The sequence below is a fragment of the Pseudonocardia humida genome (assembly GCF_023898865.1).
Taxonomy (GTDB): domain Bacteria; phylum Actinomycetota; class Actinomycetes; order Mycobacteriales; family Pseudonocardiaceae; genus Pseudonocardia; species Pseudonocardia humida.
Window position 1 is genome coordinate 96,808 of record NZ_JAGSOV010000041.1, and the last position, 23,199, is coordinate 120,006.

Consider the following 23,199-nt stretch of genomic DNA (forward strand, 5'->3'; position numbering starts at 1 on the left):
CGAGCCTACGTCGTGGCGCCGCCCACCACCCCCGCATTGGCGGCCGGTGGCCGCGTGCGGTAGGTCTGCGTGGTGCACGACACACGACTGAACCGGGCGGTCGTCCGGGTGGCGATGGTGGTCGAGGACGGGTTGCGACTGGTCCTGCTGGGGCTGTTGCGCCTGCGCGGCAAGCACCATCCGACGATCGTGCCGTTCATCGGGCAGGGCAGCCCGCAGCGCGTCCGCGTGCACGCCCGGGTGCTGTTCGGTCGTCGCGAGGCCGACGCCCCCGCCACCGGGGTGCCGGGAGCGGCGGCGCCGACCGCGCGGTCGCGGCGGGCGATCCTGCGGGCCAGCCTGGCGCGCTTCCTGACCGTCGAGGTGGGGGGCGCGCGGGTGCGCGTGAGCGTCGCCGGGCAGGTGATCGGGGCCAGGGCCGACCGCGAGGGCTACCTCGACGTCGCCGTCGACCTCGACGAGCCGCTGGTCCCCGGCTGGCAGGACGTCGAGCTGGCGCTGCCCGACGGCACCGCCGTCGTCGCCAAGGTCGTGGTCGTCGACCCCGAGGCCCGGATCGGGCTGGTCAGCGACGTCGACGACACCATCCTGGAGACCGGCATCGGGCGCGGGATGGCGTTCATCCGGGCCGCGCTGCTGACCGAGGTCCACAACCGCAGCCCGCTGCCCGGGGCCGCCGCGCTCTACAACGCGTTCTGCGAACGGCCGGGCGAGCCGGTCCGGCCGGTGTTCTACGTGTCCACCAGTCCGTGGAACCTGCACGAGATGCTGCTGGAGTTCATCGCCCTGCGGAAGTTCCCGCTGGGCCCCCTCCAGCTGACCGACTGGGGCCCCTCGCGGGCGGGGCTGCTGCGGATCAGCGCCACCGCCCACAAGACGAGCCTGGTGCGCCGGATGCTCGCCGAGCACCCCCTGCTGCGCCTGGTGCTCATCGGCGACAGCGGCCAGCTCGACCCGGAGATCTACGCCGCGCTGGCCCACGAGAACCCCGACCGGATCGCCGCGGTCTACATCCGGCGCACCGCGCACGACGCGCCCTCGCGCACCGCCCAGGTCGACGAGCTGGCCGCCGAGGTCACCGCGGCCGGGGTGCCGATGCTGGCCGCGAACGACAGCGTGGAGATCGCCGCGCACGCCGTGGCGCTGGGCCTGCTCGACGCGGCCGCGCTGCCCGAGGTGCGCGAGGGCGTGCGCGCGGCGGCCCGGGAGCGGATGGTGCTGCTCAAGGGCTGACCTCGCTCACGACCTCGGGAAGTCCCCGGCGCGGATCCCGGTGAGGAACGCGGTCCAGGCGGCGGGGTAGCGGTGGGCGGCGAGGGCGCGGTTCTTGGTGTCGCGCACGGCGGTGCCGCCGTCGGGCAGGAACGCCACCTCGACGCAGCTCTCGCCGTTGCCTCCGCTGAAAGTGCTGGTGCGCCAGTCGAGATCGTCGGTGTGCACGGGTTGCCTCCGGGGCTGGATCTGCCCGGCCACCCGCTCGATCAGGGCCTGCGATGCGGCCGGGTCCAGCGCGACCGCCACCACCCGTGCCTGCGGGTCTCGACGGCCAGGGCCATCAGCTCGGTCCACTCGTCGCCGCCGACCCCGTACAGGTCGAGCATGCTCTTGAAACCGTGGACGTCGACGGGCTGCTGCCCGGTCTCGATCCGGTGCAGCTTGCTCCCCGACCAGTACAGCGGCGCTGCGGCCGAATCCAGGGGCAGCCCGGCCCGCTCGCGCAGCACCCGCAGTCGCCGGGCGAGCATGCGCCGCCGCACCACCGAGCCCGTTCGAGTGCCCATGCGCCCCTCCGCGTCCAGCCGGTGGCCGATCGTGACATCGGGAAGGGCGGATCCGGGATTCCCACGCCCGGGACCCCGCCGGCGGAAATCGACGGCCCGATCCCGGCGCCCGCGGCAGGATCCGGGCATGGACGCGGGGCCGGCCGTTCAGCGCGCGCTGCGCCACGTGGCCCGGCTCTCGGCCGGTCCGCCGATCGACCCGCGGTCGCGGGTCACCGTCAACTTCCACCCCGACCGCCCCACCCGCGACGGCCTGCTCGTCGTCGAGGCGCTGGCCCGCGACGGCGTCTACCGCAGCCAGTTCGTCACCGGCACCAGCAACGGCGGCCTGACCGCCCACCCCGGCGGTGACCGCTGGGTGTGGGAGCAGCGGCTGTTCGGCGGCGCCTACGACGACGAGCCCGTCGAGCTGCGCCCGGTCTACGGAACGCTGGACTTCCGCGCCGACCCGGCGGGCGGAGCGCCGAGGTTCGGCTCGGCGCACCTGCGGCTGGGTGCCGCCGTGCTGCGCCGCACGACGTTCTGCCACCCCGACAGCGTCTTCGCCCCGACCGACTTCGGCGTCGCCGAGCGGATGGGGTTGGTCGCCCTGGCCGAGGCGCGCAGGCCGCAGGACCCCCTCGACGACTACATCGAGGCCCACGTGCACGGACCGGTGCGCCTGGACCGCGACGTCGAGGCGATCGTGCTGGACCCCGCCCACCGCGGCACGGCCGTCGAGGCGGCGGCGGCGCGGCTGGGCTGCCCGGTGCGGTGGCACCCCGGCTTCCGCCTCACCGTCGCCGAGCTGCGCCGCCACCCCGACTACCGCGGCCCGCAGCACACGGCGCTGGAGGCGGAGCTGGCGGTGGACGGCGTGCTCGACCCGCGGATCCTCGGCGCCGCGTGGCGCTCGGGGCGCCACGACGCCCAGGACCTCAAGCGCGTGTGGCACCTGCTCGCCCGCTTCGGCCGCCCCGGCCGGCGGGGAAACGGTCTACGGTGACCGCGTGGAGCCCGAGGACGCCGGTCGGATCGCACGCGGGCTCGAACCGCTGCACGGGATGACCTACTTCGCGCCGGAGACCGAGCAGCACCTGACCGGCGTCGGGCTCAAGCCCGGTCGGATGAGCTACTTCGCGGGGCGCTCGGCGCCGATGGGCGCGGTCGGGTCCGCCGTGGTCGCGGCCGCCTTCTACAACTTCAACCCCGCCCTGGTGGGGAGGTCGATCCCGGCGGCGTGGTCGCTGGCCGACCCGAGCGACGTGGTGGCCGCCCGGTTCGCCTCCGTCGACGCCGCGCTGCGGCGCATGCTCGGCGACGAGGTGCTGACCTCCCCGGAGGTGGCCGAGGCGGCGGGCCTGGCCCGGCGGGCCGCCGAGGCCGCCCGCCCGGAGGGGCGCCCGCTCGCCGCCGCGCACCTGTCCGTCGAGTGGCCCACCGAGCCGCACCTGGTGCTCTGGCACGCGCTGTCGATCCTGCGGGAGCACCGCGGCGACGGGCACATCGCGCTGCTGGTCGACGCCGGGCTGACCGGCATCGAGGCCATCGTCACCCACGTGGCCAGCGGCAAGGGGTTCCTGCTGGCGTTCGCGCAGGCCAGCCGGGGCTGGTCGGAGGACGAGTGGGGTGCGGCGGTGGCCGGGCTGACCGAGCGAGGGCTGCTCGACGACCAGGGCGCGCTGACCGCCCAGGGCGCCGACCTGCGCAACCGGATCGAAGCCGATACCAACCGGGTGGGTTTCGGGCCGTGGGCCCACCTCGGGGCCGACGGCGCCGCCCGGCTCGGTGAGCTCGGCGGGACGGTGGTGCGGGCGCTGCTCGCGGCCGGGTGCTTCCCGCCGGAGGTCTTCCCCGCCCGCCGCTGAGCGCCCGGCCGGGCTCCCCGGCCGTCAGTCCCGCCGTCGGGAGAGCCGCCGCGCACGCGATCAGGTCCGCGCTCCGCGATTGCCCCGCGCCGCCGCGGGGTGTTCGCTACCACTGCCGCGCGCGCTCGGAACCCGGTAGGAGGTGCGCCCCACTGGGTAAAGGGTCGGTAATACTCTTCCCAGGGATGTGACGGCGAGACGGAGGAACGGTGCTGGAGATCAGTGGGCTCACCTGGGGGGTGACCATCGCCCTGATCGTGGGTCTGCTGGCCCTCGATCTGGTGCTCGCCGCAGTGCGGCCCCATCGCGTCGGGTTCGGCGAGGCGACGGCGTGGTCGGTGTTCTACATCGCCGTGGCGATCGGGTTCGGCGTCTGGTTCGCCATGGCCTACGGCGGTGGCGCCGGGACCGAGTACTTCGCCGGCTACATCGTCGAGAAGAGCCTCTCGGTCGACAACCTGTTCGTCTTCGTGATCATCATGACCACGTTCGCCGTGCCCGAGGAGCACCAGCACAAGGTGCTGACCTTCGGCATCGTGCTGGCGCTGATCATGCGGGCGATCTTCATCGCGGTCGGCGCCACGCTGCTGGCGCTGTTCTCGTTCATGTTCCTGCTGTTCGGGCTGCTGCTCGTCTACACCGCGATCCAGCTGTTCCGCCACCGCGACGAGGACCCCGACGTCGAGGACAACGTCGTGGTGAAGACCGCGCGGCGCGTCCTGCCGGTCACCGAGGAGTACGACGGCGGCAAGATCTTCACCCGCGTCGACGGCCGCCGGATGGTGACCCCGTTGCTGATCGTGCTGGTCGCCATCGGCGGCATCGACCTGCTGTTCGCGCTCGACTCGATCCCCGCCGTGTTCGGGGTGACCGAGGAGCCGTTCATCGTCTTCGCCGCGAACGCCTTCGCCCTGCTCGGCCTGCGCGCACTGTTCTTCCTGGTGAAGGGCCTGCTCGACCGGCTGGTCTACCTGTCGACCGGGCTGTCGATCATCCTGGCGTTCATCGGCGTCAAGCTGATCCTGCACTGGCTGCACGTCGACATCTCCGAGTCGGTGCCGGAGATCTCCACGCCGGTCAGCCTGGGCGTGATCATGGTGGTGCTGGTCGTGGTCACGGTGGCGAGCCTGATCAAGACCCGCAACGACCCGACCGCGAAGGCGCACGCCGGTTCGCTGCGGGCCAGCAAGCCCGCCGACCAGCGCTCGGAGCGCGGCGGCTCCTGAGCCTCAGCGCAGGCCGGGCCCGCCCAGCGGGGTGAGGTCGACCAGCTCGGGCGGCCCGGCCAGCAGCTCCAGCACCTCGCCGATGCCGACCTCGCCGAGGTCGGCGGACAGCGCCCGGTCGGAGGCCTCGGCATCGGCCCAGACCTCGGTCACCCAGACCGTGTCGGGCTCGTCCGCCGAGGCGTTGATCACGTACATCTCGCAGCCCGGGGCGGCGCGCAGGCCATCGGCCACCCGCAGCAGCGTGGCGGCCAGCGCCGCGCCCTGCCCCGGGTGGGCGACCATCCGCACGTAGCGCCCGACCCGCTTGTTCGACCCGTTCACGGAGCCCTGCTGGATGTCATCGCCGCCACCGTAGTGGGCCCCGGCGGGGGCCCCGCGCCCGGTCAGATGCCGTAGGCCCAGATGGTGAGCGCGTAGCCGCCGAACCACGCCGAGCCCAGCGCCGCCGCCCCCAGCACCGCGACGGCGGTGCCGGTGCGCCGGCGCGCCAGCCCGAGCGCCACCGGCACCAGCAGCGCGAAGGCCGGCACGAGCAGGCGCAGCTTGGCGTTCATCAGGCCCTCGGTGCCCCACACGGTGAGCAGCGCGACCGCCCCGTACACCAGCAGCGGCCACGGCAGCCGCAGCCACGCCACCAGCCCGAGCAGCACCAGGCTGGCGACGAACGCGACCAGCGTGAGCACGTCGAACACCCGCTCGCCGCCGACCAGCACGGAGCCGAGGTACTCGGCGGTGGCGTCCCCGCCGTCGAAGTACCAGCCCCAGCCCTCGCGCTGGATCGCGAACCAGCCGTCGACGCGACCGGTGCGCACTGCCACGTACCCGAGGTAGCCCAGCAGGCCGGTGGCGGCCAGCAGGCCGCCCGCCCACGGGCGCCACCCGGGACGCCCGGCCCGGACGTCGGCCACGACGGCGACCAGCGCGGCCAGCCCGACCGCGGCCACCACGGCGGTGGCCGTCGGGCGGACGAGCCCGGCCGCCGCCGCGAAGGCCCCCGCCGGCAGCCACTGCCTGCGCAGCACGCCCACCAGCGCCCACGCCGCCAGCGCGCTGAACAGCGCCTCGGTGTAGCTCATCGACAGCACGACGGCCATCGGCGTGGCCGCGAACAACCCCGCGAGCAGCAGGCCGGCGCGCCGCGAGCCGCCCGGGACCAGCTCGCCGATGCGGGTCAGCGCGTAGGCCGCCGCGACCCCCGAGCCGAGCGAGACCAGCAGCCCCGCCGCCTCGAAGGAGCCGAACGTCAGCCACGAGACGATCGAGACCAGCGCGGGGTAGCCGGGGAAGAAGCCCAGCGGCGTCAGCTCGGTGCGGTTGCCGAACGCGTCCAGGTGGTCGGGCGGCAGACCCGCGTAGCCGTGCTCGGCGAGGGCGAGCAGCCAGGCGCCGTCCCAGGTGGTGAGTTCGCGCACGACGTCGGAGCCGACCCGCGCGGACATCACAGCGAGTACCGCGACGCCCACCGCGCGGACGCCCAGGTAGACCAGGGCCGGGGTGAGCGCGCGCACGATGGCGCGCCGTCGGTCGGCCGCGCTGCCTGCCGATCGCGGGTCGTCGCGCGGCTCCCGTACCTGGTCACCGGCTGTCAGGTCGCTCGCGGTCACGACCGGCGGCCGTTCGGGTCGCGGGGGGCGCCCTGATCGGGTGGCGGCACGCCGGTTACCGTAGCGCCCGGCGACGGGCCGCGGGTGATCACGGAACGTAGGCGGCTTCCCGCCGGAAAGCCCCCGACCCGTTGAACCGCAGGCTCCTCCGCGCCGTCTGGTGTGGGGAGGGAGCCCGACAGCAGGGGTGAAGGCGCACTCACCGGACGTGGCGGGGGCCTCATCGCTGAGTGGACACGAGGGGGAACGACTGTGAGCAGCGGATACAACCAGGGGGGCTTCGCCCCGCCCCAGCAGGGCGGGTACCCGGGCCAGGGCTACGGACAGCCGGGCGTACCGCCCCGGCCGCCGGCCGCGGCGGGGCCCAAGCCCGTGCCGCCGGTGGTGATCTGGATCATCCTCGGCATCACCGCGCTCAACCTCCTGCTGGTCTCCATCAGCTTCATCCAGGGCATCCAGGCCCGGGCGGCCCTGCAGGACGCCGCGGAGCAGTACCAGCAGCAGCTGAACGACATCCCCAACTTGGACGACCTCGACCTGGGCGGCCTCGGCGGCTCGGGCTCGAGTGGCCTGGGGGGCTGAGCACCGCCACGACGACGAAGGGCCCGGACCTCGACGGTCCGGGCCCTTCGCGCGTCCGGGGTCAGGAGCCGGGCCGGTGCAGCCAGGGGGTGAGCGCGACGGTGATCGCCCGCGAGAGCCGCTCGCGCACGTCGTCCGGGGCGAGGGCGGGCTCGCCGCCGTCGAGCAGGGCGTCCAGCGCGCCGCCGACCGCGCCCACGAACGCACCGACCAGCGCGGCCGCCCCGACCTCGTCGAGCTCCTCGGGGTAGGCCGCGTGCAGGTGCCGGGCGATCTCGCGCTGGGCGTCCTGCTGGAGCTGCAGCGCGCGCCCGCGCACGGCGGGCACCGTGCGGATGAGCTGCAGGCGCAGGGTCGCGAGCGGGCCCACCAGGTCGTCGCTGGCCGCGACCGCGGGGTGCCTCAGGGCCCTGGCCAGCACGTCGACCGGTCCGTCTGCGGGTCCGCGGGCGGCGATCGCCTCGATCGCCGCGCCCACGCGCTGGTCCACCTCCGGGAAGAGCACCTCCTCCTTGCTGGTGAAGTGGCTGAAGAAGGTGCGGGTGCCGATGTCGGCCGCGGCGGCGATGTCGGCGACCGTCGTGGCGTCGTAGCCGTTGCGGGTGAACAGGTCGGCGGCGGCCTCGACGAGGGCCTGGCGGGTGCGGGCGCGCTTGCGCTCGCGCAGGCTCGGGCGCTGCTCGGACGGGGTCGGTGGCACCGGGGAAGGGTACGGCACCGAGAGCATTTCAGCATTCAGTGCAAATTTGCATCGAGTGCGAGTACGGTCGACCTCGTGACGTCGAGCGACGGGGGACCGAGATGAATCGACCGAGCGTGCTGATCTCCGGGGCCGGAGTGGCCGGACCGACGCTGGCCTGGTGGCTCGTCCGGGCCGGAGTCGCGGTCACCGTCGTGGAACGGGCGCAGGACCTGCGCTCCAGCGGCAGTCCGGTGGACGTGCGCGGCCCCGCGCTGCAGGTCGCCGAGCAGATGGGGATCGTCTCGAGGCTGCGCGAGTCGGGTACGCGGGTCCGCGCTGTGCAGCTCGTCGACGATGCCGGTCGCAGACTGGCCCGCATCCCGACGGCGAGCCGCCGCGACGTCGACCGCCAGGTCGAGATCCCGCGCGGCGTCCTCGCCTCGGTGCTGTACGAGGCCGCGCGCGACGACGCCGAGTTCCTGTTCGACGAGTCGGTGGTCGCCCTCGACCAGGACGCCGGCGGCGTCGAAGCCGTCTTCGAGCACGCCGCTCCTCGACGCTTCGACTCCGTGATCGGTGCCGACGGTCTGCATTCCGCGGTCCGCCGGATGGCCTTCGGTCCGGAGGGCGACTTCCTGCGGCACATGGGGCTCTACGTCGCCACTGTCTTCCTCGCCGAGTCGACCGCGGCCACCACCGACGACGTGCTGCTGCACAACAGGCCGGGCCGGGCGCTGGCCGTGCACCCCGTGCTCGGCCGACCGGGCGCCGCGTTCATGTTCCGCAGCCCGGCCGTGCCCGGCTTCGACCACCGCGACACCGCCCAGCACCGCAGGCTGCTGGTGGCCGCCTACGCCGGGGGAGGCTGGCGCACCCCTGAACTGCTCGACCGGGCCTGCACCACCGACGACCTCTACTTCGACGCGGTGGCCGAGGTCCGGATGGCCGAGTGGTCGATCGGGCGGATCGGGTTGCTGGGCGACGCGGCCGCGGCGGCGTCGTTCCTGGGGGACGGGTCGAGCCTCGCGATGGTGGGCGCGGTGACGCTCGCCGAGGAGCTCGCCGCGAGTCCCGGCGATCCGGCCACGGCGCTGCGCCGCTACGAGGCGCGCCACCGACGGCGCACCGACCCGGTGCAGCGCGCTGCGGTGCGGGGTTCCCGGCTGCTCATCCCGGCCACTGCCGGCGGGATCCTCGCGCGCAACGCCGCCGCCCGGCTGTGGTCGGCCGTCGGTGGCGCCGCCCAGGCGCTGCTGCCCCGCCAGGCCGCTCCGGCCGGCGCCGGCTGAGCGCGGATCAGGGGTGGTCGACGACCGGGTCGACCTCGTGCTGCCGAGACGCCCGCCGGGCCCTCAGAACGCCTTGCCGAGGTCGCGGGCCAGCGCGTGCGCCGCCGCCCGGCCCGCCTCGGCGTCCGCGGTGGCCAGGTTCGGCCGGAAGTGGATCTCCTCGATGTCCGCCACTCCCGCCCAGCGCAGCCAACCGTCCAGGTAGGGGGCCTGGAAGTCGGAGCCGAAGCGCGGTCCGCGCCCGGGCCCGTAGACGGCGCTCGTGTAGATCGCGACGGCCTTCTTGCCGGTCAGCAGGCCGCTGTACCCCTCATGCGGATCGAACGAGAACACCATCCCCGGCTGGCTCACCACGTCGATGAACTGCTTGAGGACGTAGGGGATCCCGGCGTTCCACATGGGGACGCTGAACAGGTAGCGGTCGGCGGCGTCGAGGCGGCGGAACGTCTCGGTCGCGGCCCGCCAGGCGTCCGCGCCGGCGCCGGTCGGCCGCTCCCCGGCGAAGACCGCCATCTTGGCCGCCGCGGCGGCCGGACCGAACTCGGGCAGCGTGCCGTCCCAGAGGTCGAACTCGTCGATCTCGACGTCGGGATGGGTGGCGGCGAAGGCGTCGAGGAACTCGCGGGCGATCGCCAGCGACTCCGAGGCGTCGCCGCGGGGTGAGGCGGAGACGTGCAGCAGGCGGGACATGGTGGCCTCCTCGTATGAAAGTGCGTGCGCACGCACAGATTATGGAGATGCGTGCGCACGCACAAGTCATAGGATGGGTGGGGTGACGAGGGACACCGACCGCGACACCCACGGCGACACCCACAGCGACACCCACAGCGACACCCACAGCGACACCCACAGCGACACCCACAGCGACACCGACCGGGACCCGGACGACGGCGTCGCAGCGTGGGCCGCCCTCCTGCGCACGCACGCCGCCGTCGTGCGCCAGTTGGAGCGCGACCTCGACCGCACCCAGGGGCTACCGCTGACCTGGTACGACGTGCTCCTGGAGCTGAACTCGGCGCCGGGGCGCCGGCTGCGGATGCAGGAGCTGGGGGAGCGGGCGGTGCTGTCGCGCTCGCGGATCAGCCGGATCGTCGACGAGCTCGCCCGGGCGGGCCTGGTCGTCCGCGAGCCCGACCCGACCGACCGGCGCGGCAGCTGGGCGGTGCTCACCGAGGCCGGCCGGGCCCGCCTGCGCGGCGCCGCCCCCGGCTACCTCGACGGCATCGCCCGCCACTTCGCCGACCACCTCACCGCGCAGGAGCGCGCGGCCATCGTCTCCGGCCTGGGGCGGGTGCTCGCCGCCCAGCACGCGGTCGCGGCGGGAGAGTGATCAGGCCGCCCGCTCGGCTGCGCTGACCCGACCGGTCAGGTAGACCAGCTCGTCGCGGGCGACGACGCTGGACGGGTCGGCGTCGACCATCCGCTGCACGGCGGCCAGCGCCTCGCGGTACTGCTCGACGGCCGCCGCGGCGTCCCCGCCCGCGGCGGCCGCCTCACCCAGTTTCTCGTGGAAGATCGACTGGTCGCGCAGGGCCGGGGCGTCGCGCGGGTCGACCCGCACGGCGGCCCGCGTCAGATCGAGCCCGGTGCGGTAGAGCGCGCCCGCCGCGGCCAGGTCGCCCGCCGACATCGCCATGTCGCCCACCTTGCTGTAGCCGATCCACAGCGTCCGGATCGCCACCGCGTCGTCGGGATGGGTGTCGGCGGCGCGCCGGGCGATGGCCAGGCCGTCGCGGAAGTAGCGGTCGGCGTCGTCGGTGTCGCCGGTGACCAGCGCCCGCTCGCCCACCCGGAAGTGGCAGACGGCCAACTCGCACTGCACGCCCAGGTCGGCCGCCTCGACCTCGGGCAGCTGCAGCAGCGCGGCGAGCTGGTCGCGGTAGTGCAGCCCGGCCGCGGCGCTGTCGCCCAGCGCCAGCTCCAGGTCGCCCAGCTTCTCGTGGCACACGGCCAGGTCGCGGCTGGCCTGCCCGCCGTCCTGGGCCTGCGCCAGCTGCAGCGCGGCGCTCAGCGAGCGGCGCAGGAACTCGCCCGCCCGAGCCGTGTCGCCGCCGTCGAGGTACAGGGTGCCCAACCGCTGCTGGCTGATGCCGATGTCGCGGCGGGCCACCGGGCTGTCGGCGTCGGCGGCGAGCATCGTCCGGCCCAGCAGCAGCGCGGTCCAGAAGTGCTCCTCGGCCTCGGACGCCTCGCCGTCGGCCATGGCCAGGTCGCCGGCCAGCACGTGCGCGCAGGCCAGGTCGTGGCGGCGGGCCGGGTCGTCGGGGTCGGCCACCGCGAGCCTGCGCCGGATGGCCAGGGCGGTGTCGAAGAACCCGGCCGCGGCCCGGCTGTCGCCCTCGGCCATCGCCGCCTCGCCGCGCTCCACGTAGGCCACCGAGGCGAGGTGCGACATCGACCCGCGGGGCGCGGTCGGCTCGACCGTCGCGGACTCGTCGGGCGTGGACCGGGCGGAGGCGGGGTTCTCGGCCTCCGTCGGGGTCGCGTCGGTCATCGCATGCCTCCTCCGCCGGCCGCGGGTGACCGGCGCGCCCCAGACCGTATTGCGATCACCGGGCCGGGGGACGGCGGGAACCCGCCGCGATCACCCGCCCCATCCGTCGAGAACGAAGTTGTCACCCGTTGGACCGGTCCAAAACGACGGCGACCTCGTTCTCGACGGGATCGGGATCAGGCGCGGAGGGGGGCGAGCTCGTCGAGCGTGCGCAGGACGGCGTCGCCGTCGGCGTCGGGCAGCTCGAAGAGCACCCGGTCGACCCCGGCCGCGGCGTAGGACTCCAGCGCGGCCGCCTTGGGCACCGCCCCGTAGACGGTGACCGGGATGCGTCCCCGGCCCGCGTCCGCGGCCCGGCGCTGCAGCTCGGCGATCCGCGCGCCGAACTCCTCCAGCCCCGACACCGGCACCCGCAGCGGGATCCAGCCGTCGCCGTACTCCAGCACGCGGTCGAGCACGGTCTGCCCGCCGCCGCCGATCAGGATCGGGGGCACCCGCACCGGCTTGGGCCATGACCAGATCGGGTCGAAGTCGACGAACTGACCATGGAACTCGGCCTCGTCCTCGGTCCAGATCCGCTTCGCGGCCAGCACGTGCTCGCGCATCCGCGCCGTGCGCGAGCGGGGGTCGACGCCGTGGTTGGCCATCTCCTCGCGGTTCCACCCCGGCCCGACGCCCAGCTCCATGCGCCCGCCGCTGAGCCGGTCGACCGAGGCCACGGCCTTGGCCAGCACGATCGGGTCGTGCTGGGCCACCAGCGACACCGCCGTGCCGATCGCGATCCGCTCGGTGACCACGGCCATAGCGCCGAGCGCGACGAACGGGTCGTAGGTGTGCCGGTAGCGCTCGGGCAGCTCGTCGCCACCGGGCCACGGGGAGAGCCGGCTGGTCGGGATGTGGGTGTGCTCGGTGAGGAACAGCGCGTCGAAGCCGCGCTCCTCGACGCCCCGGGCCAGGGCCGTCGGGTCGATGCCGTAGTCGGTCAGGAAGGTCACGACGCCGTGCTGCACGGGCCGAGCCTGCCACGGATCAGCCCGCGTCGGGGTCCTCGCGCAGCGTGAGCACCAGCCGCAGGACGTACTCCACCGCGGCGTCGTAGGCGCTGGCCCGCAGCCGGCCCTTCACCGCCAGGTTCGCCGAGGCGAGGTCGAGCACGGCCGAGGGCCCGAGACGGCGCACCACCATCCGGGCGATCTCCTCGCGGTCGAGGCCGGAGTGTGCCCGCCAGGCCAGCACGTACTCGACGACCAGTTCGTCGTCCGTCACGGGGGCTCGCTTCCTGCGTCGGTATCGCGCACCAGTGTGGCGCAGCGTCGCGGGTGGGCCGATCCCGTGCTGTCTTCGCCGCCACGTCGCAGGGTCTGCATGGTCTTCGCAGGTGCGGTAGCCCTTGTGAGGACCACGCCGCCTCTGCGAAGACCGCCCCGGCGAAAGAGCTACGGGCCGGACGACAGCCGGGGCCGGTGGCTGCTGGACGTCGGTGGTCGCGGCCAGGGGTTCCGGGGCGGGGCCGTCGTAGCCGCCCTCGACGGCGATCCGGACGTCCGCGAGCGGCGTCCCGCCGTCGAGGTCGACGAAGGTGACCGGGAGCCCGGTGCCGTCCTGGGACGCGCCCGAGACGTCGAACAGCCGACGCTGCGGGCCGAGCACCACCAGGACGTCCGAGGACATCCGGACGACCTGCACGTCGCCTACCGGTGTGCCGCTGGTCCCCGACACGGTGACCGTGGTCGCGGTCAGCAGGCAGGCGAACGCGTCGTCGATGACCAACCGGCTCATCTCCGGGCCGGCGCCCGATGTCGTCGTCAGTCGCCACGAGCGCGGCGGTGGGTAGTCGTCGCCGCGCCCGCCGCGCACGAGGGCCGCGGCGCAGCGGGCCATCGAGTTGTCGACCTCCGCAGCGCCGACCGGGGCCGGCAGCTCGTCCGCGGGCAGGGGCGCCGCCAGGGTCGCGGTTGCGGCGCGGAGCTGGTGGTGGGGGAGTCGGCGAGCTGCTGCGCGGCTCGGGACGGGCGTCCGACAGGGTCACCGCCGCCACGGCGACGGCGACCAGCAGGACCGCGGCGACGCTGAGGTAGGGCGCCCATCGGCGGCGGAGGGCCGGGCGGGCTCGTCCAAGTCGTCCAGCACCACGCGCAGGGCGCGGTCGCGCACCTCCGGCGGCAGCGGCGGGCGGGCGGCAGGGGCAGCTCGGTCACCGGTCCTCCTCGGTGAGCCGGGCCCCGCCGCCGGGGACGGGCCTCCTCGCCCGCCACGGAGAGCAGCCACGGCAGCGCCGACCCGCCCACGAACCGCGCGTCGGAGCGGCGCCGCCAGGCCGTGACGAAGGTGGCGGTCAGCACGTCCTCGGCCGTGGACCGCGCCCCGGTGAGCCGGTGGGCGTGCTGCCACACGGCGTCGGCCCGGCGGTGGTAGAGCGCGGTGAACGCCTGCGAAGGTCCGCCGGCTCCACAGCGGTTGAGCCCCGGACGCCGTCAGGCCGACGGTCTCCCCGACGGCGGCCCGACGGCCGCGTCGACCTCCGCGCCCCGATCGGCCGGTGGCTCGCCCCAGCGGTCGGCGTCCGCGTTCGGGCGGTGCCGCCAGGCGAACACCGCGAGCGCTCCGACCGCGAGCACGGTGGAGACGATCATCGCCGTCGGCATGCCGCCCACGGTCCAGTTGTCGACGCGCAGCGTCTCCAGCGCGAACCGCACGACCGAGTACCAGACCACCCAGGCCAGGAACAGGTCGCCCGGACGCATCCGCGACCCCCACCGCCGGGCCACCCACAGCAGGACGACGGCGCCCAGCGCACCGCTGAGCGACTCGTACAGGAACAGTGGCTGGAAGCCCGTCGTCGCCTCCGGGTACGTGGTGCACGGCCACTGCGTGACGCGGTACCGGCAGCCGATGGTGATGCCCCACGCCAGGTCGGTCGGCGGGCCGTAGAGCTCCTGGTTGAAGAAGTTGCCCCACCGCGCGACCGCCTGCATCACGAACGCGGCGGGGGCCACGACGTCGGCCCAGCGCCAGAAGCTCTGCCCCCACAGCCGCATGACGACGACCATCGCGAGCGCGCCGGCGATGATGGCGCCGAAGACCCCGAGCCCGGCGTAGGGCGGCAGCACGATCGCCAGCGGGTCGTCGGAGTAGCGGTCCCACTGGTCGATCACGTGGTAGATCCGCCCGCCGACCAGGCCCGCGATCGTCACGACGGCGAGCCCCCGGTCGACGACGCCGGTGTCCAACCCACGCCGGCGCGCCTCGCGGACCAGCACCAGGTAGGTCGCCGCGAGACCGACCACGTAGCAGAGCCCGTACCAGTGCACCGGGAACCCGCCGATCCAGAACGCGACCGGGTCGGGGGCGAGGGGGATCGGCTCGGCGGGGACCAGGTGCGGAGCCGGCATGGCCGCGCAGTCTACGGGCACGCCTCACCCGAACGTGGCGCCGCGGTGACGCACCGTCCCGCGGCGCGCTCACTCACGGACGAGGACCAGCCCTCCGCCGAGCCCGGCCAGCGCCGTGCCGGTGACCCGGTCCCACCAGCGCCGCACGCGCGGGCGCCGCAGCACCCCCGCGACCCGCACGCCCAGCGCGACGACGATGCTCCAGGGCAGGACGCCGAGCAGCACGTCGAGCAGCCCCAACGCCGCGACCTGCACGGCGACCGGCGCGACGCCGGGCACGACGAACTGCGGCAGGACCGCGGCGAAGAACAGCACGGCCTTCGGGTTGAGCAGGTTCGTGAACAGGCCATGGGCGAAGGCGGACCGCGTGGACACGGGCTCCTCCGCCGCGGGGGAGCGGCCGCGGCGGCGCAGGGTGGGGATGATCAGGCGTCCGCCGAGGTAGAGCAGGTACGCGCCGCCGAGGACCCGGATCGCGGTCAGCGCGTCGGGGTGGCGGGCCAGGACCACCGAGAGGCCGACCACGGCCAGGACCATGTGCGCGCACAGACCGACCTGGGCCCCGGCGGCCGCGGCGACACCGGCGCGGGGACGCCGGGCGGCCGACCGGAGGACGACCGCGAAGTCGGGGCCGGGGACCAGGTAGGCCACCAGGACGACCCCCACGAACCCCCACCAGTTGATCCCGGTCATCCCGCGACGGTCGCACGACGGTCGGCCGCGCGCAGACCGGCGGCGCCGCAGCGGTCGGTCACCGCTCCTCGTCCGCGTGCGCGACGTGGGACAGCTGCCGCCAGATCAGCACGACGAAGACCGCGGACCCGGCGAACGCGAACCAGAACGGGGCGGTGACGCCGTAGTGCTGGGCGAGCACGCCGCCGACCCCGGAGCCGATCACCAGCCCGCCGTAGACCCCGACGACGTTGACGCTGCCCACCCGGCCCTGCAGCTCGGCGGGGACCGCCCGCTGGCGCACCGTGATCGACGTCGTGCCCCACACGAACGCGTGCGCGCCGAACACGAAGAAGATCACCATCGCCACCCACGGGACCGTGGTCAGGGCCAGCGCCGCGTGCGTGATCGTCTCGATGACCAGGCCGATCCGCATCAGGTCGCCGAGGGAGACCCGCCGGGTGATCCACCCGTAGGCCGCCGTCGCGGCGAGCCCGCCGACCGCCTGCACCAGGGTGATCGCCCCGAACCCGACCGGGCCCAGGCCCAGGCGCTCGGTCGCGTAGAGGACCAGGACCGACCACGCGGCCCCGAAGGTGATGTTGAACGTGAAGATCGTCAGGACCAGGGTGCGGACGGCGGCGTGGTGGCGGGTCCAGCGCAGGCCTTCGACGATGTCGCGGTACACCCCGCGCCGCCCGCCGCCGGCCGCGGCCGGGGGCGGCAGGGCGATGCGGCTGATCAGGACGGCCGCCGCGGCCACCAGCACCGCCTCGGTGGCGAACGGCCAGACCGCGCCCGCGGAGAACAGCGCCGCCCCGACGAACGGCCCGGCCAGCTGGTTGAGCGTGATGAACCCGGTCTGCAACCGCGCGTTGCCCACGGCCAGGTCGTCGCGGTCCACCAGGATCGGCAGCAGGTTCTGCGACGCGTTGTCGGCGAACGACTCGGCGGTGGCCAGCAGCAGCAGCGCCAGCAGGACCACCGCCACCGACACGGCCCCGACGACGATCGACGCCGTCAGGAGCACCAGCACGAGGCAGCGGACCACGTTGGCGGTGACCACGATCAGCCTGCGGTCGAGCCGGTCGGTGAGCGCCCCCGCGAACAGCCCGAACACCAGCGGCGGCAGCCACTGCAGGGTCGCCCCCAGCGCGACGAGCACTGCCGAGTCGGTCTGCGAGGCGACCAGCAGCGGACCGGCGGCCAGCGCCACGCCGTCGCCGAGGTTGGAGATCCAGGAGGAGGCCAGCAACCAGCGGAAGCCGCCGCCCAGCCGGGACGGGGCCAGGGCTTCGACGAGGCGGCTCACCGCTGGACGCTAACGCGGGAGGGCAACCGGGTTTCCCGACATCGTCGGCGCCCGGCGCGCGCGGCTGAGCGCCGTCCCCTCGGCCCCACCGGCCGTTCGCCCGCGTCGTCCTGTGCCGCGGTGGCGTGGGTCCCATCCCCGCCGCGAGCTGTCACAGGGGCCGCCGCGCCACCGTCTCGTACCCGACCCGCTCGCGGCCTCGGCCCCACCGCCGTGGTCGCGTACGACCCCTGAGGAGGACCGATGGACGTCACCCTGTGGATCGCCGCCGCGCTGCTGGCGACGGTCGCCCTGCTCGGCGGCATCAGCAAGACCTTCGTGCCGCTGCCCAAGCTGGCCGCCGCCCCGGGCGGGGAGTGGACCGGACACGCCGGCGCCGGACTCGTGCGGACCCTCGGGATCCTCGAGCTGCTGGCCGCGGTCGGCCTGGTCCTGCCAGCCGTGCTGGGGATCGCCCCGGTGATGGTCGCGGTGACCGCGATCTGCTGGATCCTGCTGATGCTCGGCGCGATCGTCACGCACCTGCGCTACGGCGACCCCCGGTTCATCGTGCTGAACCTGGTCTACCTGGGCCTGGCGGCCTACGTGGCCTGGGGACGGCTCGGACCGCAGCCCTTCCCCAGCTGACCTCGGGACCGCCGATCCCGCCCCGGTCGACGGCGTCCTCGTCGGCCGTTCAGGAGTAGTCCGCCCAGACCTCCCGGGCCCGCCCGTCGACCGTCACGCACCCGCCGAAGGGGAGGATCCACTGCGGTCGCGTGTGCCCGAAGGGGACCCCGACGCACACGACCGCGTCGGGGTTGTACCGGTCGATGATCTCCACTGCGGTGTCGCGCTGGGCCGCGCGGTGCGCGGCGCGGCCCGCGGCGTCCGGTCGGTGCTCGAAGCCGGAGGCAGGCGGCCGGGCGACGAGCACGGCGTCGACGGCGCCGATCAGCCCCCGCTCGCCGAGGGAGCGCAGGACCCAGCCGAACTCCCGGGCCGCGATGAGCTCCTCGCTGGTCTCGACCAGGAGCACACCGCCGTCCAGGACGCCGGGGTCGGCCGGGAACCGACCCGCCGTGAGGATCCACTGCACGACCTCGATGCAGCCGCCCCAGGTCGGCCCGGTCACCGTCCGGGACGGCCCGGCCCAGGTCCACGGCTCGGTCGGCTCGCGGTCGCCGTACTCGGTCAGGGCGGCGGGGTCCTGCCAGTCCCTGCCGATGTCTTCTGACGTGCCGGGATCGGTGATCCGCAGCCGCTCACCGGTGAGCAGCGCGGCGCGCAACGCGGCCCGGTGGACGGGGTCGACGCCCGGTCCGGGCCCGAGGTGGACCTGCGTGGAGCCGCCGTAGAACCCCGCGACACCGTTGGTCCACAGCCAGCTCAGGATGTTCGTGTTGTCGCTGTAGCCGAGGAACGGTTTGGGGTCGGCCCGGACGGCGTCGACGTTCAGGTGCGGGATGACGGTGATCTGGTCCTCCCCACCGACCGTCGTGAGGACCGCGCGGATCCGCGGGTCCGCGAACGCCGCGTTGAGGTCGGCGGCACGGTCCACGGCGGGCGCATCGAGCCGGCGCGTCGTCGGGTACTCCACCGGGATCAGACCGGTCACCTCGGTCAGGCGCCGCATCGCCTGCTCGTGCACGGCGGTCGCGGTGGCGGGCGCCGCGAACGACGGCGACAGCACCGCGACCTCGTCGCCAGGGGCCGCCTTGCGCGGGTGCACGGGGTCGGTCGTCACACCGCCATCCCAGCACGGGCCGGCCGCATCACGCCGCTCGATCGCCGGAGGACACGTGGCGGGGTCGCGGTCAGCGCCGGTCGTGCAGGTGGACGACGTTGGTGGGCGGGGTGGAGAAGTGCGCGTCGAGCAGGCCCTCCACCACCGCCCACGTCAGCTCCGAGCAGGGCCGGACCCCGGCCAGCCGCTCGAAGGCGCGGCGGAACCGCGCCGTGGTCGGGCTGGTGCACAGCAGGTGGATGTTGGGGCCGGTGACCGGGAACCCGGGCGTGGCCTCGATCGCCCGGACCAGCACGGCGGTCAACCGGGCCGCCTTGCGGGCGCGGGCGGTGGCCTCGTGCAGGTCGTCGCGACCGGGGCCGGTGCGCGTTCGCTCGGCGCCCATCAGGTGGGGAGCACCCGGGCTGCGCCGCAGCGCAGGTGCTCGATCGGGCAGGGGGAATTGCGGGTCATCGCAGTCGCCTCCGTCAGGCATTCCGGAACAGAGGCTCGGCGCTTCCCCTCGCCGAGAACTACACCCATGTTAGGAGCCGGGCGCCGCCGTCGCCACCGAAGCGACCGGCGCGGATCCCACCGCGCGATCTGCCTGCGGACTCGGCGTCGGGGGCCCCTATCCTGACCCGCGTGACTTGTCCCAAGTGCCACGGGCGGATGCGCACGGTCAACCGGCAGGGTCTGCAGATCGAGCAGTGCGAGAATTGCCGCGGGATCTTCCTCGACCACGGCGAGCTGGAGCACATGCTCTCGGCCGAGGACCGCTTCTACGGCGCTTCGAGCTACGTGCCGCCGGGCGGCCACCGGGGCAAGCCCGATTCACCGCGCCCCTACCGCGGCGGTCACTCCGACTCGCCGCCCCCGTACCGGGGCGATCGCCGCGGCGGCCACTACCCGGACTCCCCGCGCCCGTACGGCAACCGCAAGCACAAGAGCTTCCTCGGCGACCTGTTCGGCTGAGCGGTGAATCCGCTCGTCTGCACCCGGTGCGGAGCGCGGATCACCCCGGCGGCGCCGCTGGTGTGCCATGCCTGCGGCCACGAGCAGGAGTTCGTGCGGCAGCCCCTGTACTGCCTCATCGGGCCCAGCGGGACCGGCAAGTCGACGGTGGGCCGCGCGCTGCTGCCTTGGCTGGCCGACCGGTTCGTCGTCCTGGAGCAGGACGTCCTGTGGATCCCCGAGCTGCGGGACCCGACCGGGCACCACCGCGCGTTCCGCACGACGTGGCTGCGGCTCGCGGCGACGATCGGGCAGAGCGGCCGGCCCGTGCTGCTCTGCGGGACCGTCGTCCCGCCCGAGGTGGAACCGCTGCCCGAGCGCGCCCTCTTCGGCGAGGTCCACTACCTCGCGCTGACCTGCCGCGCGGACGTCCTCGCCGCGCGGCTGCGGGCGCGCCCGGCGTGGCGCGAGTGGGACGAGCCGCGCATCGCCGAGATGCTCGAGTACGCCGCGTGGCTGGAGCGCGACGCGGCCACCCTGGACCCACCCGTCGACCTGCTCGACACCACCGAGCGACCGATCGAGGAGACCGCCGCGGCGGTGTGCGAGTGGCTCACCGCGCGCGGGCCGACCGGCCCGGGTCCCCGAGCTTGAGGCACGTGGCGGAGCTCAGGTGCAGGGTCAGCGCGCTCAGCGCGGGGACCAGCACGAGGACGGGGGCGGCGGCGAGCAGCGGAGCCGCGGAACCGGCGAGGACCGCGATCCCCAGCGCCACGGCGCCCATGCCGCCCACGACGCCGAGCCGACGCATCGTCCGGGCGGTGGCGTCGAGCGCCGCCGAGGGCACCTGGCCGTCGTGCACCGCGTCGCGCACCTGCCGCACCGGGCGGACGAGCAGCAGGAACAGCGACATCGCGGTCGCCGCGGCGAGCACCGCGGGCAGGGCCGGCAGCGTCCCGGCACCCGGCGGCCACCAGACCACCTGCACGACCACGATCAGCGCCGCGACAGCGGACACGGCGGCCAACGTGGTCGGCGCCCGGCGCAGCCTCCCCCGCACCCGCTCGCCCTCGCCGGGCGGGAGCAGGCGGGTGCCGGGGCCGTCGAGCTGCCGGTACGTCCAGCCGGCGTGGGCGTGGTCGAGCAGCAGCGACGCGCAGGGCAGGAGGCACAGCAGCGCGAGCAGCGGCGCGGGCGGCGGGCTGAACCCGACACGCAGCAGCCCGAACACCAGCGGGTAGTGGGCCAGGGCCACCGGCCAGCCGATGCGGTGCATCGCCACGACGTGCGCGTCGTCGGGGCCGCCCCGCCCGGGGCCGCGCCCGACGAGCGCGAGGGCGCGGCGCTGGCCGAGGAGGCGGCGGACCGACAGGACCTGGGCGAGCCCGAGCGCGGCCAGCCCGATGCCGAGCAGGACGGTGGAGACCCCGCCGGCGCCCCGGGGTCGGACGATCTCCGCGGCGCCGGGGCCGCCGATCAGCAGGACCGCCAGGACGACGGTGGCCACGGCCACGGCGACGTGCCCGACGGCGAGCAGGGCGAGCACCGCCGTCGACGGGCGCGTGGCCTGCTGGGGCGCGGTCACTTGACGTGCCAATCGGTGTCGTCGCCGTCGGTGATGCTGCCGTCCCCGGAGATGGGGGTGGTGGAGCGGGGCCAGACACCGCCGGGGAACGCGGTGTCGTTGGAGAGCCGGCGCTCGATCTCGGCGCTGCGGGCCGCGGATTCGTTGGTGATGTCGGTCAGCGCGGTCCACGCGAAAGTGCCCGCGGTGGCGAAGGCGGTCAGGCCGGCGGCCACGAGCCCGATGCCGATGGGGGCGCCGACGACAGTGGGGGCGGACACGGCGGCCGAGACGATCGCGACGACGAGGCCGGCCACGGCGACGCCGATCGCGACCCAGAAGCTCGCGATGGCGTTGGCGAGCTCCTCGAACGCGGCGCCGATCTCGTCGCCGGCGGCCTTGATCGCGGTCGTCGCGTCCTTCTGGGCGGGCAGGGTGAAGCGGTAGGCGTCGGCGGCCACACCGGACCAGCGGTCGTCGGCCGCGACCCCGTTGAAGGTGGCGAAGGCCCCGGCCCGGCTCGCCGCCGCGCCGATCTCGTTGGCCCACACCGCGCCGTAGCGGCGCAGAGCGGCGGGGTCGCCCCGGTAGGCGATCCACCCCCGCAGTTCCGCGACCTTCTCGTCGAAGGTGCGCTGCATGTCGGCGAGCGCGACGCGGACGCCGTCGGCGGCCCATCCGGGCAGTTGGTCGAGGACGGTGCTGACGCCGGCGGCGACGGCCCGGACCGTGGCCTCGGCCGTGGCGATGCCGGCTTCGATCTCGGCGATGATCCCGGCCAGTTCGTCGGCGGGATCGGTGACGGGTGCGCTCATCGGGAGCGGGCCTCCTCGGTGGGGTCCATCAGTAGACGCCGGCCATGCGGTGGGCCCCGGCGGCCTCGTCGGACTCGTAGGCGTCAGCGGACTGGCGCAGTGCGATGGCGATGTCGTCGTAGTTGGCCGCACCGGCGGTGAGCAGCGCGGCGACCTTGATGCGGAGCTGCTCGTAGGAGGCGAGGACGGCCTGGCCGGCGAACGAGAACGCCGCCGGCGGCAGCGCCATCGCCCCCGCCCGGCCGGCGGCGGAGCGGAGCTCCTCCGCGCCGCCGTCCCAGAGCTCGGCGTCGTCACGCAGGGCGTCCAGGGCGACCGTGATCTGAGCGGGCGTGGGAGCCATCAGCGGCCTCCTCGAGGGTCGGCGGGTGGCGCGAACGGCGACCCGGCGGGGTTGCGGACGAGTACGGCGACGAGGTCCGGACACCCCTCGAGCGCCTGCGCGGGCATGGCGGCGCACTGCTGCAGGGCCGTGCGCAACGCCGCGGTGATCCGGTGCTCGAGATCGGAGTCGATGGCGGCCCGGCGCCAGGCGGGGTCGAGCGTCAGATCGACGATCTGCCCGCCCAGCGTCTGGACCAGCACCGCTCGTCCCGGGCCGGACACGGTCCGCGGGGTCCGCATCAGGGCGGTGAGCTGCAGGCTGAACTCCCGCAGGTCCCGGAACGCCCGGCCCAGCTCCGCAACGGCCTCGCGCGTCGGCGGCGCCGCCGGGCGAACCGGGCGGTGCGCCGACCCCGGTGCGATGCCGGTGCCCGCGGCCCGCGGGGCGTCGGGCGTCGGGTGGTCGGCCGCCCAGGCCGCCAGGCGGGCGAGCGAGGCCACCCGGAACGCCTCGAGCACGGCCGGGCCGAGCCCGTCCGGTCCGACCGCGGGCCGCCACCCGCGGAGCAGTTCGAGCCGCGCGTCGGCGCCCGAGGCGTGCAGCACCACCCGCACCGTCCCGGACCCGCCTGCCCCCGCCGACCAGGAGGACCCCGGTGCGCGGGACGGCGGGATCGCAGCGGTACCGGAACTGGACGAGTAGGTCACGACGTCCCCCGAGGTGCTCGTGGAAGAGCGACGCTAACCACCGGCGCGCTCCGCCGAGGCCGGTTGCGGGAACCGGCCGACCTGCGCGGAACGCCCGCGCCGCCCGGGGTTCTCTGGTAGGGCCGGCCTACTCGACACGACATCCCCGCCGGCGACGACGGGCTGTGGTCGGTCTGTAGACGGTGCCGGCCTACCCGTGGACGACGGAGTTCAGTAGCGCCGGGAGACCCGGCCGCGCCGGGTGG

At 74.8% G+C, this 23,199-nt stretch carries 29 protein-coding genes and 1 pseudogene; 11 read left to right on the plus strand and 19 right to left on the minus strand.

Features of this window, described 5'->3' with window-relative positions:
• Positions 1–72 precede the first annotated feature (72 nt).
• Positions 73–1,233, plus strand: a complete 1,161-nt coding sequence (locus KDL28_RS41590) for an App1 family protein phosphatidate phosphatase (RefSeq protein WP_252441041.1) — start codon at positions 73–75, stop codon at positions 1,231–1,233.
• 6 nt (positions 1,234–1,239) lie between these two features.
• Here the strand turns inward: KDL28_RS41590 and KDL28_RS20415 are convergent, their stop codons facing one another.
• Both KDL28_RS20415 and KDL28_RS20420 read right to left on the minus strand, forming a co-directional pair.
• Positions 1,240–1,521 (minus strand): DUF397 domain-containing protein, encoded by a 282-nt coding sequence (locus tag KDL28_RS20415; protein ID WP_372497026.1) that lies wholly within the window; start codon positions 1,519–1,521, stop codon positions 1,240–1,242.
• Entirely contained in the window at positions 1,482–1,781 is a 300-nt protein-coding gene (locus KDL28_RS20420; RefSeq protein ID WP_252441043.1) for a helix-turn-helix domain-containing protein, read from the minus strand. Before KDL28_RS20420 ends, KDL28_RS20415 begins: the two co-directional genes overlap by 40 nt.
• A 127-nt stretch (positions 1,782–1,908) precedes the next feature.
• On the opposite strand from KDL28_RS20420, the gene KDL28_RS20425 reads away from it, so the two are divergent.
• From KDL28_RS20425 to KDL28_RS20435, 3 genes are all read left to right on the plus strand, one after another.
• Positions 1,909–2,766 carry a DUF3626 domain-containing protein gene (locus KDL28_RS20425; RefSeq protein WP_252441045.1) on the plus strand — a complete coding sequence of 286 codons (858 nt, stop codon included), beginning with the start codon at positions 1,909–1,911 and terminating at the stop codon, positions 2,764–2,766.
• Between the two features lie 4 nt (positions 2,767–2,770).
• Entirely contained in the window at positions 2,771–3,628 is an 858-nt protein-coding gene (locus KDL28_RS20430) for an SCO6745 family protein (RefSeq protein ID WP_372497027.1), read from the plus strand.
• A gap of 209 nt (positions 3,629–3,837) precedes the next feature.
• The gene (locus KDL28_RS20435) at positions 3,838–4,854 is read left to right on the plus strand and encodes a TerC/Alx family metal homeostasis membrane protein (protein ID WP_252441047.1); all 1,017 of its coding nucleotides are present in this window, start codon (positions 3,838–3,840) and stop codon (positions 4,852–4,854) included.
• Positions 4,855–4,857: 3 nt separating this feature from the next.
• Here the strand turns inward: KDL28_RS20435 and KDL28_RS20440 are convergent, their stop codons facing one another.
• Both KDL28_RS20440 and KDL28_RS20445 read right to left on the minus strand, forming a co-directional pair.
• The gene (locus KDL28_RS20440; protein WP_252441048.1) at positions 4,858–5,178 is read right to left on the minus strand and encodes a putative quinol monooxygenase; all 321 of its coding nucleotides are present in this window, start codon (positions 5,176–5,178) and stop codon (positions 4,858–4,860) included.
• Between the two features lie 62 nt (positions 5,179–5,240).
• Complete coding sequence (locus KDL28_RS20445; protein WP_252441049.1) at positions 5,241–6,461, minus strand: hypothetical protein; 1,221 nt, start codon at positions 6,459–6,461, stop codon at positions 5,241–5,243.
• A 252-nt stretch (positions 6,462–6,713) separates the two neighbouring features.
• On the opposite strand from KDL28_RS20445, the gene KDL28_RS20450 reads away from it, so the two are divergent.
• On the plus strand, positions 6,714–7,043 hold the full coding sequence (locus KDL28_RS20450; protein ID WP_252441050.1) for a hypothetical protein: 330 nt from the start codon (positions 6,714–6,716) through the stop codon (positions 7,041–7,043).
• A 61-nt stretch (positions 7,044–7,104) separates the two neighbouring features.
• Here the strand turns inward: KDL28_RS20450 and KDL28_RS20455 are convergent, their stop codons facing one another.
• Complete coding sequence (locus KDL28_RS20455) at positions 7,105–7,743, minus strand: TetR/AcrR family transcriptional regulator (protein ID WP_252441051.1); 639 nt, start codon at positions 7,741–7,743, stop codon at positions 7,105–7,107.
• 101 nt (positions 7,744–7,844) lie between these two features.
• Between KDL28_RS20455 and KDL28_RS20460 the strand changes: the two genes are divergently transcribed.
• Positions 7,845–9,014: an FAD-dependent monooxygenase gene (locus tag KDL28_RS20460; RefSeq protein WP_252441052.1), complete on the plus strand. Its 1,170-nt coding sequence runs from the start codon at positions 7,845–7,847 to the stop codon at positions 9,012–9,014.
• A gap of 63 nt (positions 9,015–9,077) precedes the next feature.
• Here the strand turns inward: KDL28_RS20460 and KDL28_RS20465 are convergent, their stop codons facing one another.
• Positions 9,078–9,704 (minus strand): FMN-dependent NADH-azoreductase, encoded by a 627-nt coding sequence (locus KDL28_RS20465; protein ID WP_252441053.1) that lies wholly within the window; start codon positions 9,702–9,704, stop codon positions 9,078–9,080.
• 82 nt (positions 9,705–9,786) lie between these two features.
• Between KDL28_RS20465 and KDL28_RS20470 the strand changes: the two genes are divergently transcribed.
• Entirely contained in the window at positions 9,787–10,344 is a 558-nt protein-coding gene (locus KDL28_RS20470) for a MarR family winged helix-turn-helix transcriptional regulator (protein WP_252441054.1), read from the plus strand.
• On the opposite strand, the gene KDL28_RS20475 is transcribed toward KDL28_RS20470, so the two are convergent.
• The 3 genes from KDL28_RS20475 to KDL28_RS20485 form a co-directional block, all read right to left on the minus strand.
• Complete coding sequence (locus KDL28_RS20475) at positions 10,345–11,508, minus strand: tetratricopeptide repeat protein (RefSeq protein ID WP_252441055.1); 1,164 nt, start codon at positions 11,506–11,508, stop codon at positions 10,345–10,347.
• 176 nt (positions 11,509–11,684) lie between these two features.
• Entirely contained in the window at positions 11,685–12,518 is an 834-nt protein-coding gene (locus KDL28_RS20480) for an LLM class F420-dependent oxidoreductase (protein WP_252441056.1), read from the minus strand.
• Between the two features lie 19 nt (positions 12,519–12,537).
• Complete coding sequence (locus KDL28_RS20485) at positions 12,538–12,774, minus strand: hypothetical protein (RefSeq protein ID WP_252441057.1); 237 nt, start codon at positions 12,772–12,774, stop codon at positions 12,538–12,540.
• Between the two features lie 313 nt (positions 12,775–13,087).
• Here KDL28_RS20485 and KDL28_RS20490 point away from each other — a divergent pair, with 313 nt between their 5' ends.
• Positions 13,088–13,342: a hypothetical protein gene (locus tag KDL28_RS20490; protein WP_252441058.1), complete on the plus strand. Its 255-nt coding sequence runs from the start codon at positions 13,088–13,090 to the stop codon at positions 13,340–13,342.
• On the opposite strand, the pseudogene KDL28_RS20495 reads toward KDL28_RS20490, so the two are convergent.
• From KDL28_RS20495 to KDL28_RS20510, 4 genes and pseudogenes are all read right to left on the minus strand, one after another.
• Positions 13,314–13,913, minus strand: a pseudogene (locus KDL28_RS20495) (sigma-70 family RNA polymerase sigma factor); the annotation flags it as partial. The gene KDL28_RS20490 and the pseudogene KDL28_RS20495 overlap by 29 nt on opposite strands.
• A gap of 69 nt (positions 13,914–13,982) precedes the next feature.
• Positions 13,983–14,900: a prolipoprotein diacylglyceryl transferase gene (lgt, locus tag KDL28_RS20500; RefSeq protein WP_252441060.1), complete on the minus strand. Its 918-nt coding sequence runs from the start codon at positions 14,898–14,900 to the stop codon at positions 13,983–13,985.
• 69 nt (positions 14,901–14,969) lie between these two features.
• Positions 14,970–15,593, minus strand: a complete 624-nt coding sequence (locus KDL28_RS20505) for a LysE family translocator (RefSeq protein ID WP_252441061.1) — start codon at positions 15,591–15,593, stop codon at positions 14,970–14,972.
• A gap of 58 nt (positions 15,594–15,651) precedes the next feature.
• Positions 15,652–16,884, minus strand: a complete 1,233-nt coding sequence (locus KDL28_RS20510; RefSeq protein ID WP_252441062.1) for an MFS transporter — start codon at positions 16,882–16,884, stop codon at positions 15,652–15,654.
• Between the two features lie 243 nt (positions 16,885–17,127).
• Here KDL28_RS20510 and KDL28_RS20515 point away from each other — a divergent pair, with 243 nt between their 5' ends.
• Positions 17,128–17,511, plus strand: coding sequence for a DoxX family protein (locus KDL28_RS20515; protein WP_252441063.1), 384 nt, complete (start codon positions 17,128–17,130; stop codon positions 17,509–17,511).
• A gap of 49 nt (positions 17,512–17,560) precedes the next feature.
• Here the strand turns inward: KDL28_RS20515 and KDL28_RS20520 are convergent, their stop codons facing one another.
• Together KDL28_RS20520 and KDL28_RS20525 are read right to left on the minus strand one after the other, a co-directional pair.
• Entirely contained in the window at positions 17,561–18,610 is a 1,050-nt protein-coding gene (locus tag KDL28_RS20520) for a S66 family peptidase (RefSeq protein ID WP_252441064.1), read from the minus strand.
• A 70-nt stretch (positions 18,611–18,680) separates the two neighbouring features.
• The gene (locus KDL28_RS20525) at positions 18,681–18,995 is read right to left on the minus strand and encodes a hypothetical protein (protein WP_252441065.1); all 315 of its coding nucleotides are present in this window, start codon (positions 18,993–18,995) and stop codon (positions 18,681–18,683) included.
• A gap of 239 nt (positions 18,996–19,234) precedes the next feature.
• On the opposite strand from KDL28_RS20525, the gene KDL28_RS20530 reads away from it, so the two are divergent.
• Positions 19,235–19,564, plus strand: a complete 330-nt coding sequence (locus KDL28_RS20530; protein ID WP_308216034.1) for a TFIIB-type zinc ribbon-containing protein — start codon at positions 19,235–19,237, stop codon at positions 19,562–19,564.
• Between the two features lie 93 nt (positions 19,565–19,657).
• Positions 19,658–20,197 (plus strand): P-loop nucleotide/nucleoside kinase family protein, encoded by a 540-nt coding sequence (locus tag KDL28_RS20535; RefSeq protein ID WP_372497029.1) that lies wholly within the window; start codon positions 19,658–19,660, stop codon positions 20,195–20,197.
• On the opposite strand, the gene KDL28_RS20540 is transcribed toward KDL28_RS20535, so the two are convergent.
• Genes KDL28_RS20540 through KDL28_RS20555 form a run of 4 tightly spaced genes read right to left on the minus strand, consistent with a single transcriptional unit; the run spans position 20,157 to position 22,852 of the window.
• Positions 20,157–21,128 (minus strand): hypothetical protein, encoded by a 972-nt coding sequence (locus tag KDL28_RS20540; protein ID WP_252441066.1) that lies wholly within the window; start codon positions 21,126–21,128, stop codon positions 20,157–20,159. The genes KDL28_RS20535 and KDL28_RS20540 overlap by 41 nt on opposite strands.
• Positions 21,125–21,922, minus strand: a complete 798-nt coding sequence (locus KDL28_RS20545; RefSeq protein ID WP_252441067.1) for a hypothetical protein — start codon at positions 21,920–21,922, stop codon at positions 21,125–21,127. Before KDL28_RS20545 ends, KDL28_RS20540 begins: the two co-directional genes overlap by 4 nt.
• A 28-nt stretch (positions 21,923–21,950) precedes the next feature.
• Positions 21,951–22,265 carry a hypothetical protein gene (locus tag KDL28_RS20550; RefSeq protein WP_252441068.1) on the minus strand — a complete coding sequence of 105 codons (315 nt, stop codon included), beginning with the start codon at positions 22,263–22,265 and terminating at the stop codon, positions 21,951–21,953.
• Positions 22,265–22,852, minus strand: a complete 588-nt coding sequence (locus KDL28_RS20555; RefSeq protein ID WP_252441069.1) for a hypothetical protein — start codon at positions 22,850–22,852, stop codon at positions 22,265–22,267. The genes KDL28_RS20550 and KDL28_RS20555 overlap by 1 nt, the downstream gene beginning before the upstream one ends.
• Positions 22,853–23,199: the final 347 nt, after the last annotated feature.

Excerpts from the sequence above, each read along its gene's own strand:
- KDL28_RS20420 (WP_252441043.1), bottom strand. The coding sequence starts at position 1,781 with ATGGGCACTCGAACGGGCTCGGTGGTGCGGCGGCGCATGCTCGCCCGG.
- KDL28_RS20425 (WP_252441045.1), top strand. The coding sequence starts at position 1,909 with ATGGACGCGGGGCCGGCCGTTCAGCGCGCGCTGCGCCACGTGGCCCGG.
- KDL28_RS20460 (WP_252441052.1), top strand. The coding sequence starts at position 7,845 with ATGAATCGACCGAGCGTGCTGATCTCCGGGGCCGGAGTGGCCGGACCG.
- KDL28_RS20465 (WP_252441053.1), bottom strand. The coding sequence starts at position 9,704 with ATGTCCCGCCTGCTGCACGTCTCCGCCTCACCCCGCGGCGACGCCTCG.
- KDL28_RS20475 (WP_252441055.1), bottom strand. The coding sequence starts at position 11,508 with ATGACCGACGCGACCCCGACGGAGGCCGAGAACCCCGCCTCCGCCCGG.
- lgt (WP_252441060.1), bottom strand. The coding sequence starts at position 14,900 with ATGCCGGCTCCGCACCTGGTCCCCGCCGAGCCGATCCCCCTCGCCCCC.
- KDL28_RS20505 (WP_252441061.1), bottom strand. The coding sequence starts at position 15,593 with ATGACCGGGATCAACTGGTGGGGGTTCGTGGGGGTCGTCCTGGTGGCC.
- KDL28_RS20515 (WP_252441063.1), top strand. The coding sequence starts at position 17,128 with ATGGACGTCACCCTGTGGATCGCCGCCGCGCTGCTGGCGACGGTCGCC.
- KDL28_RS20525 (WP_252441065.1), bottom strand. The coding sequence starts at position 18,995 with ATGGGCGCCGAGCGAACGCGCACCGGCCCCGGTCGCGACGACCTGCAC.
- KDL28_RS20545 (WP_252441067.1), bottom strand. The coding sequence starts at position 21,922 with ATGAGCGCACCCGTCACCGATCCCGCCGACGAACTGGCCGGGATCATC.
- KDL28_RS20550 (WP_252441068.1), bottom strand. The coding sequence starts at position 22,265 with ATGGCTCCCACGCCCGCTCAGATCACGGTCGCCCTGGACGCCCTGCGT.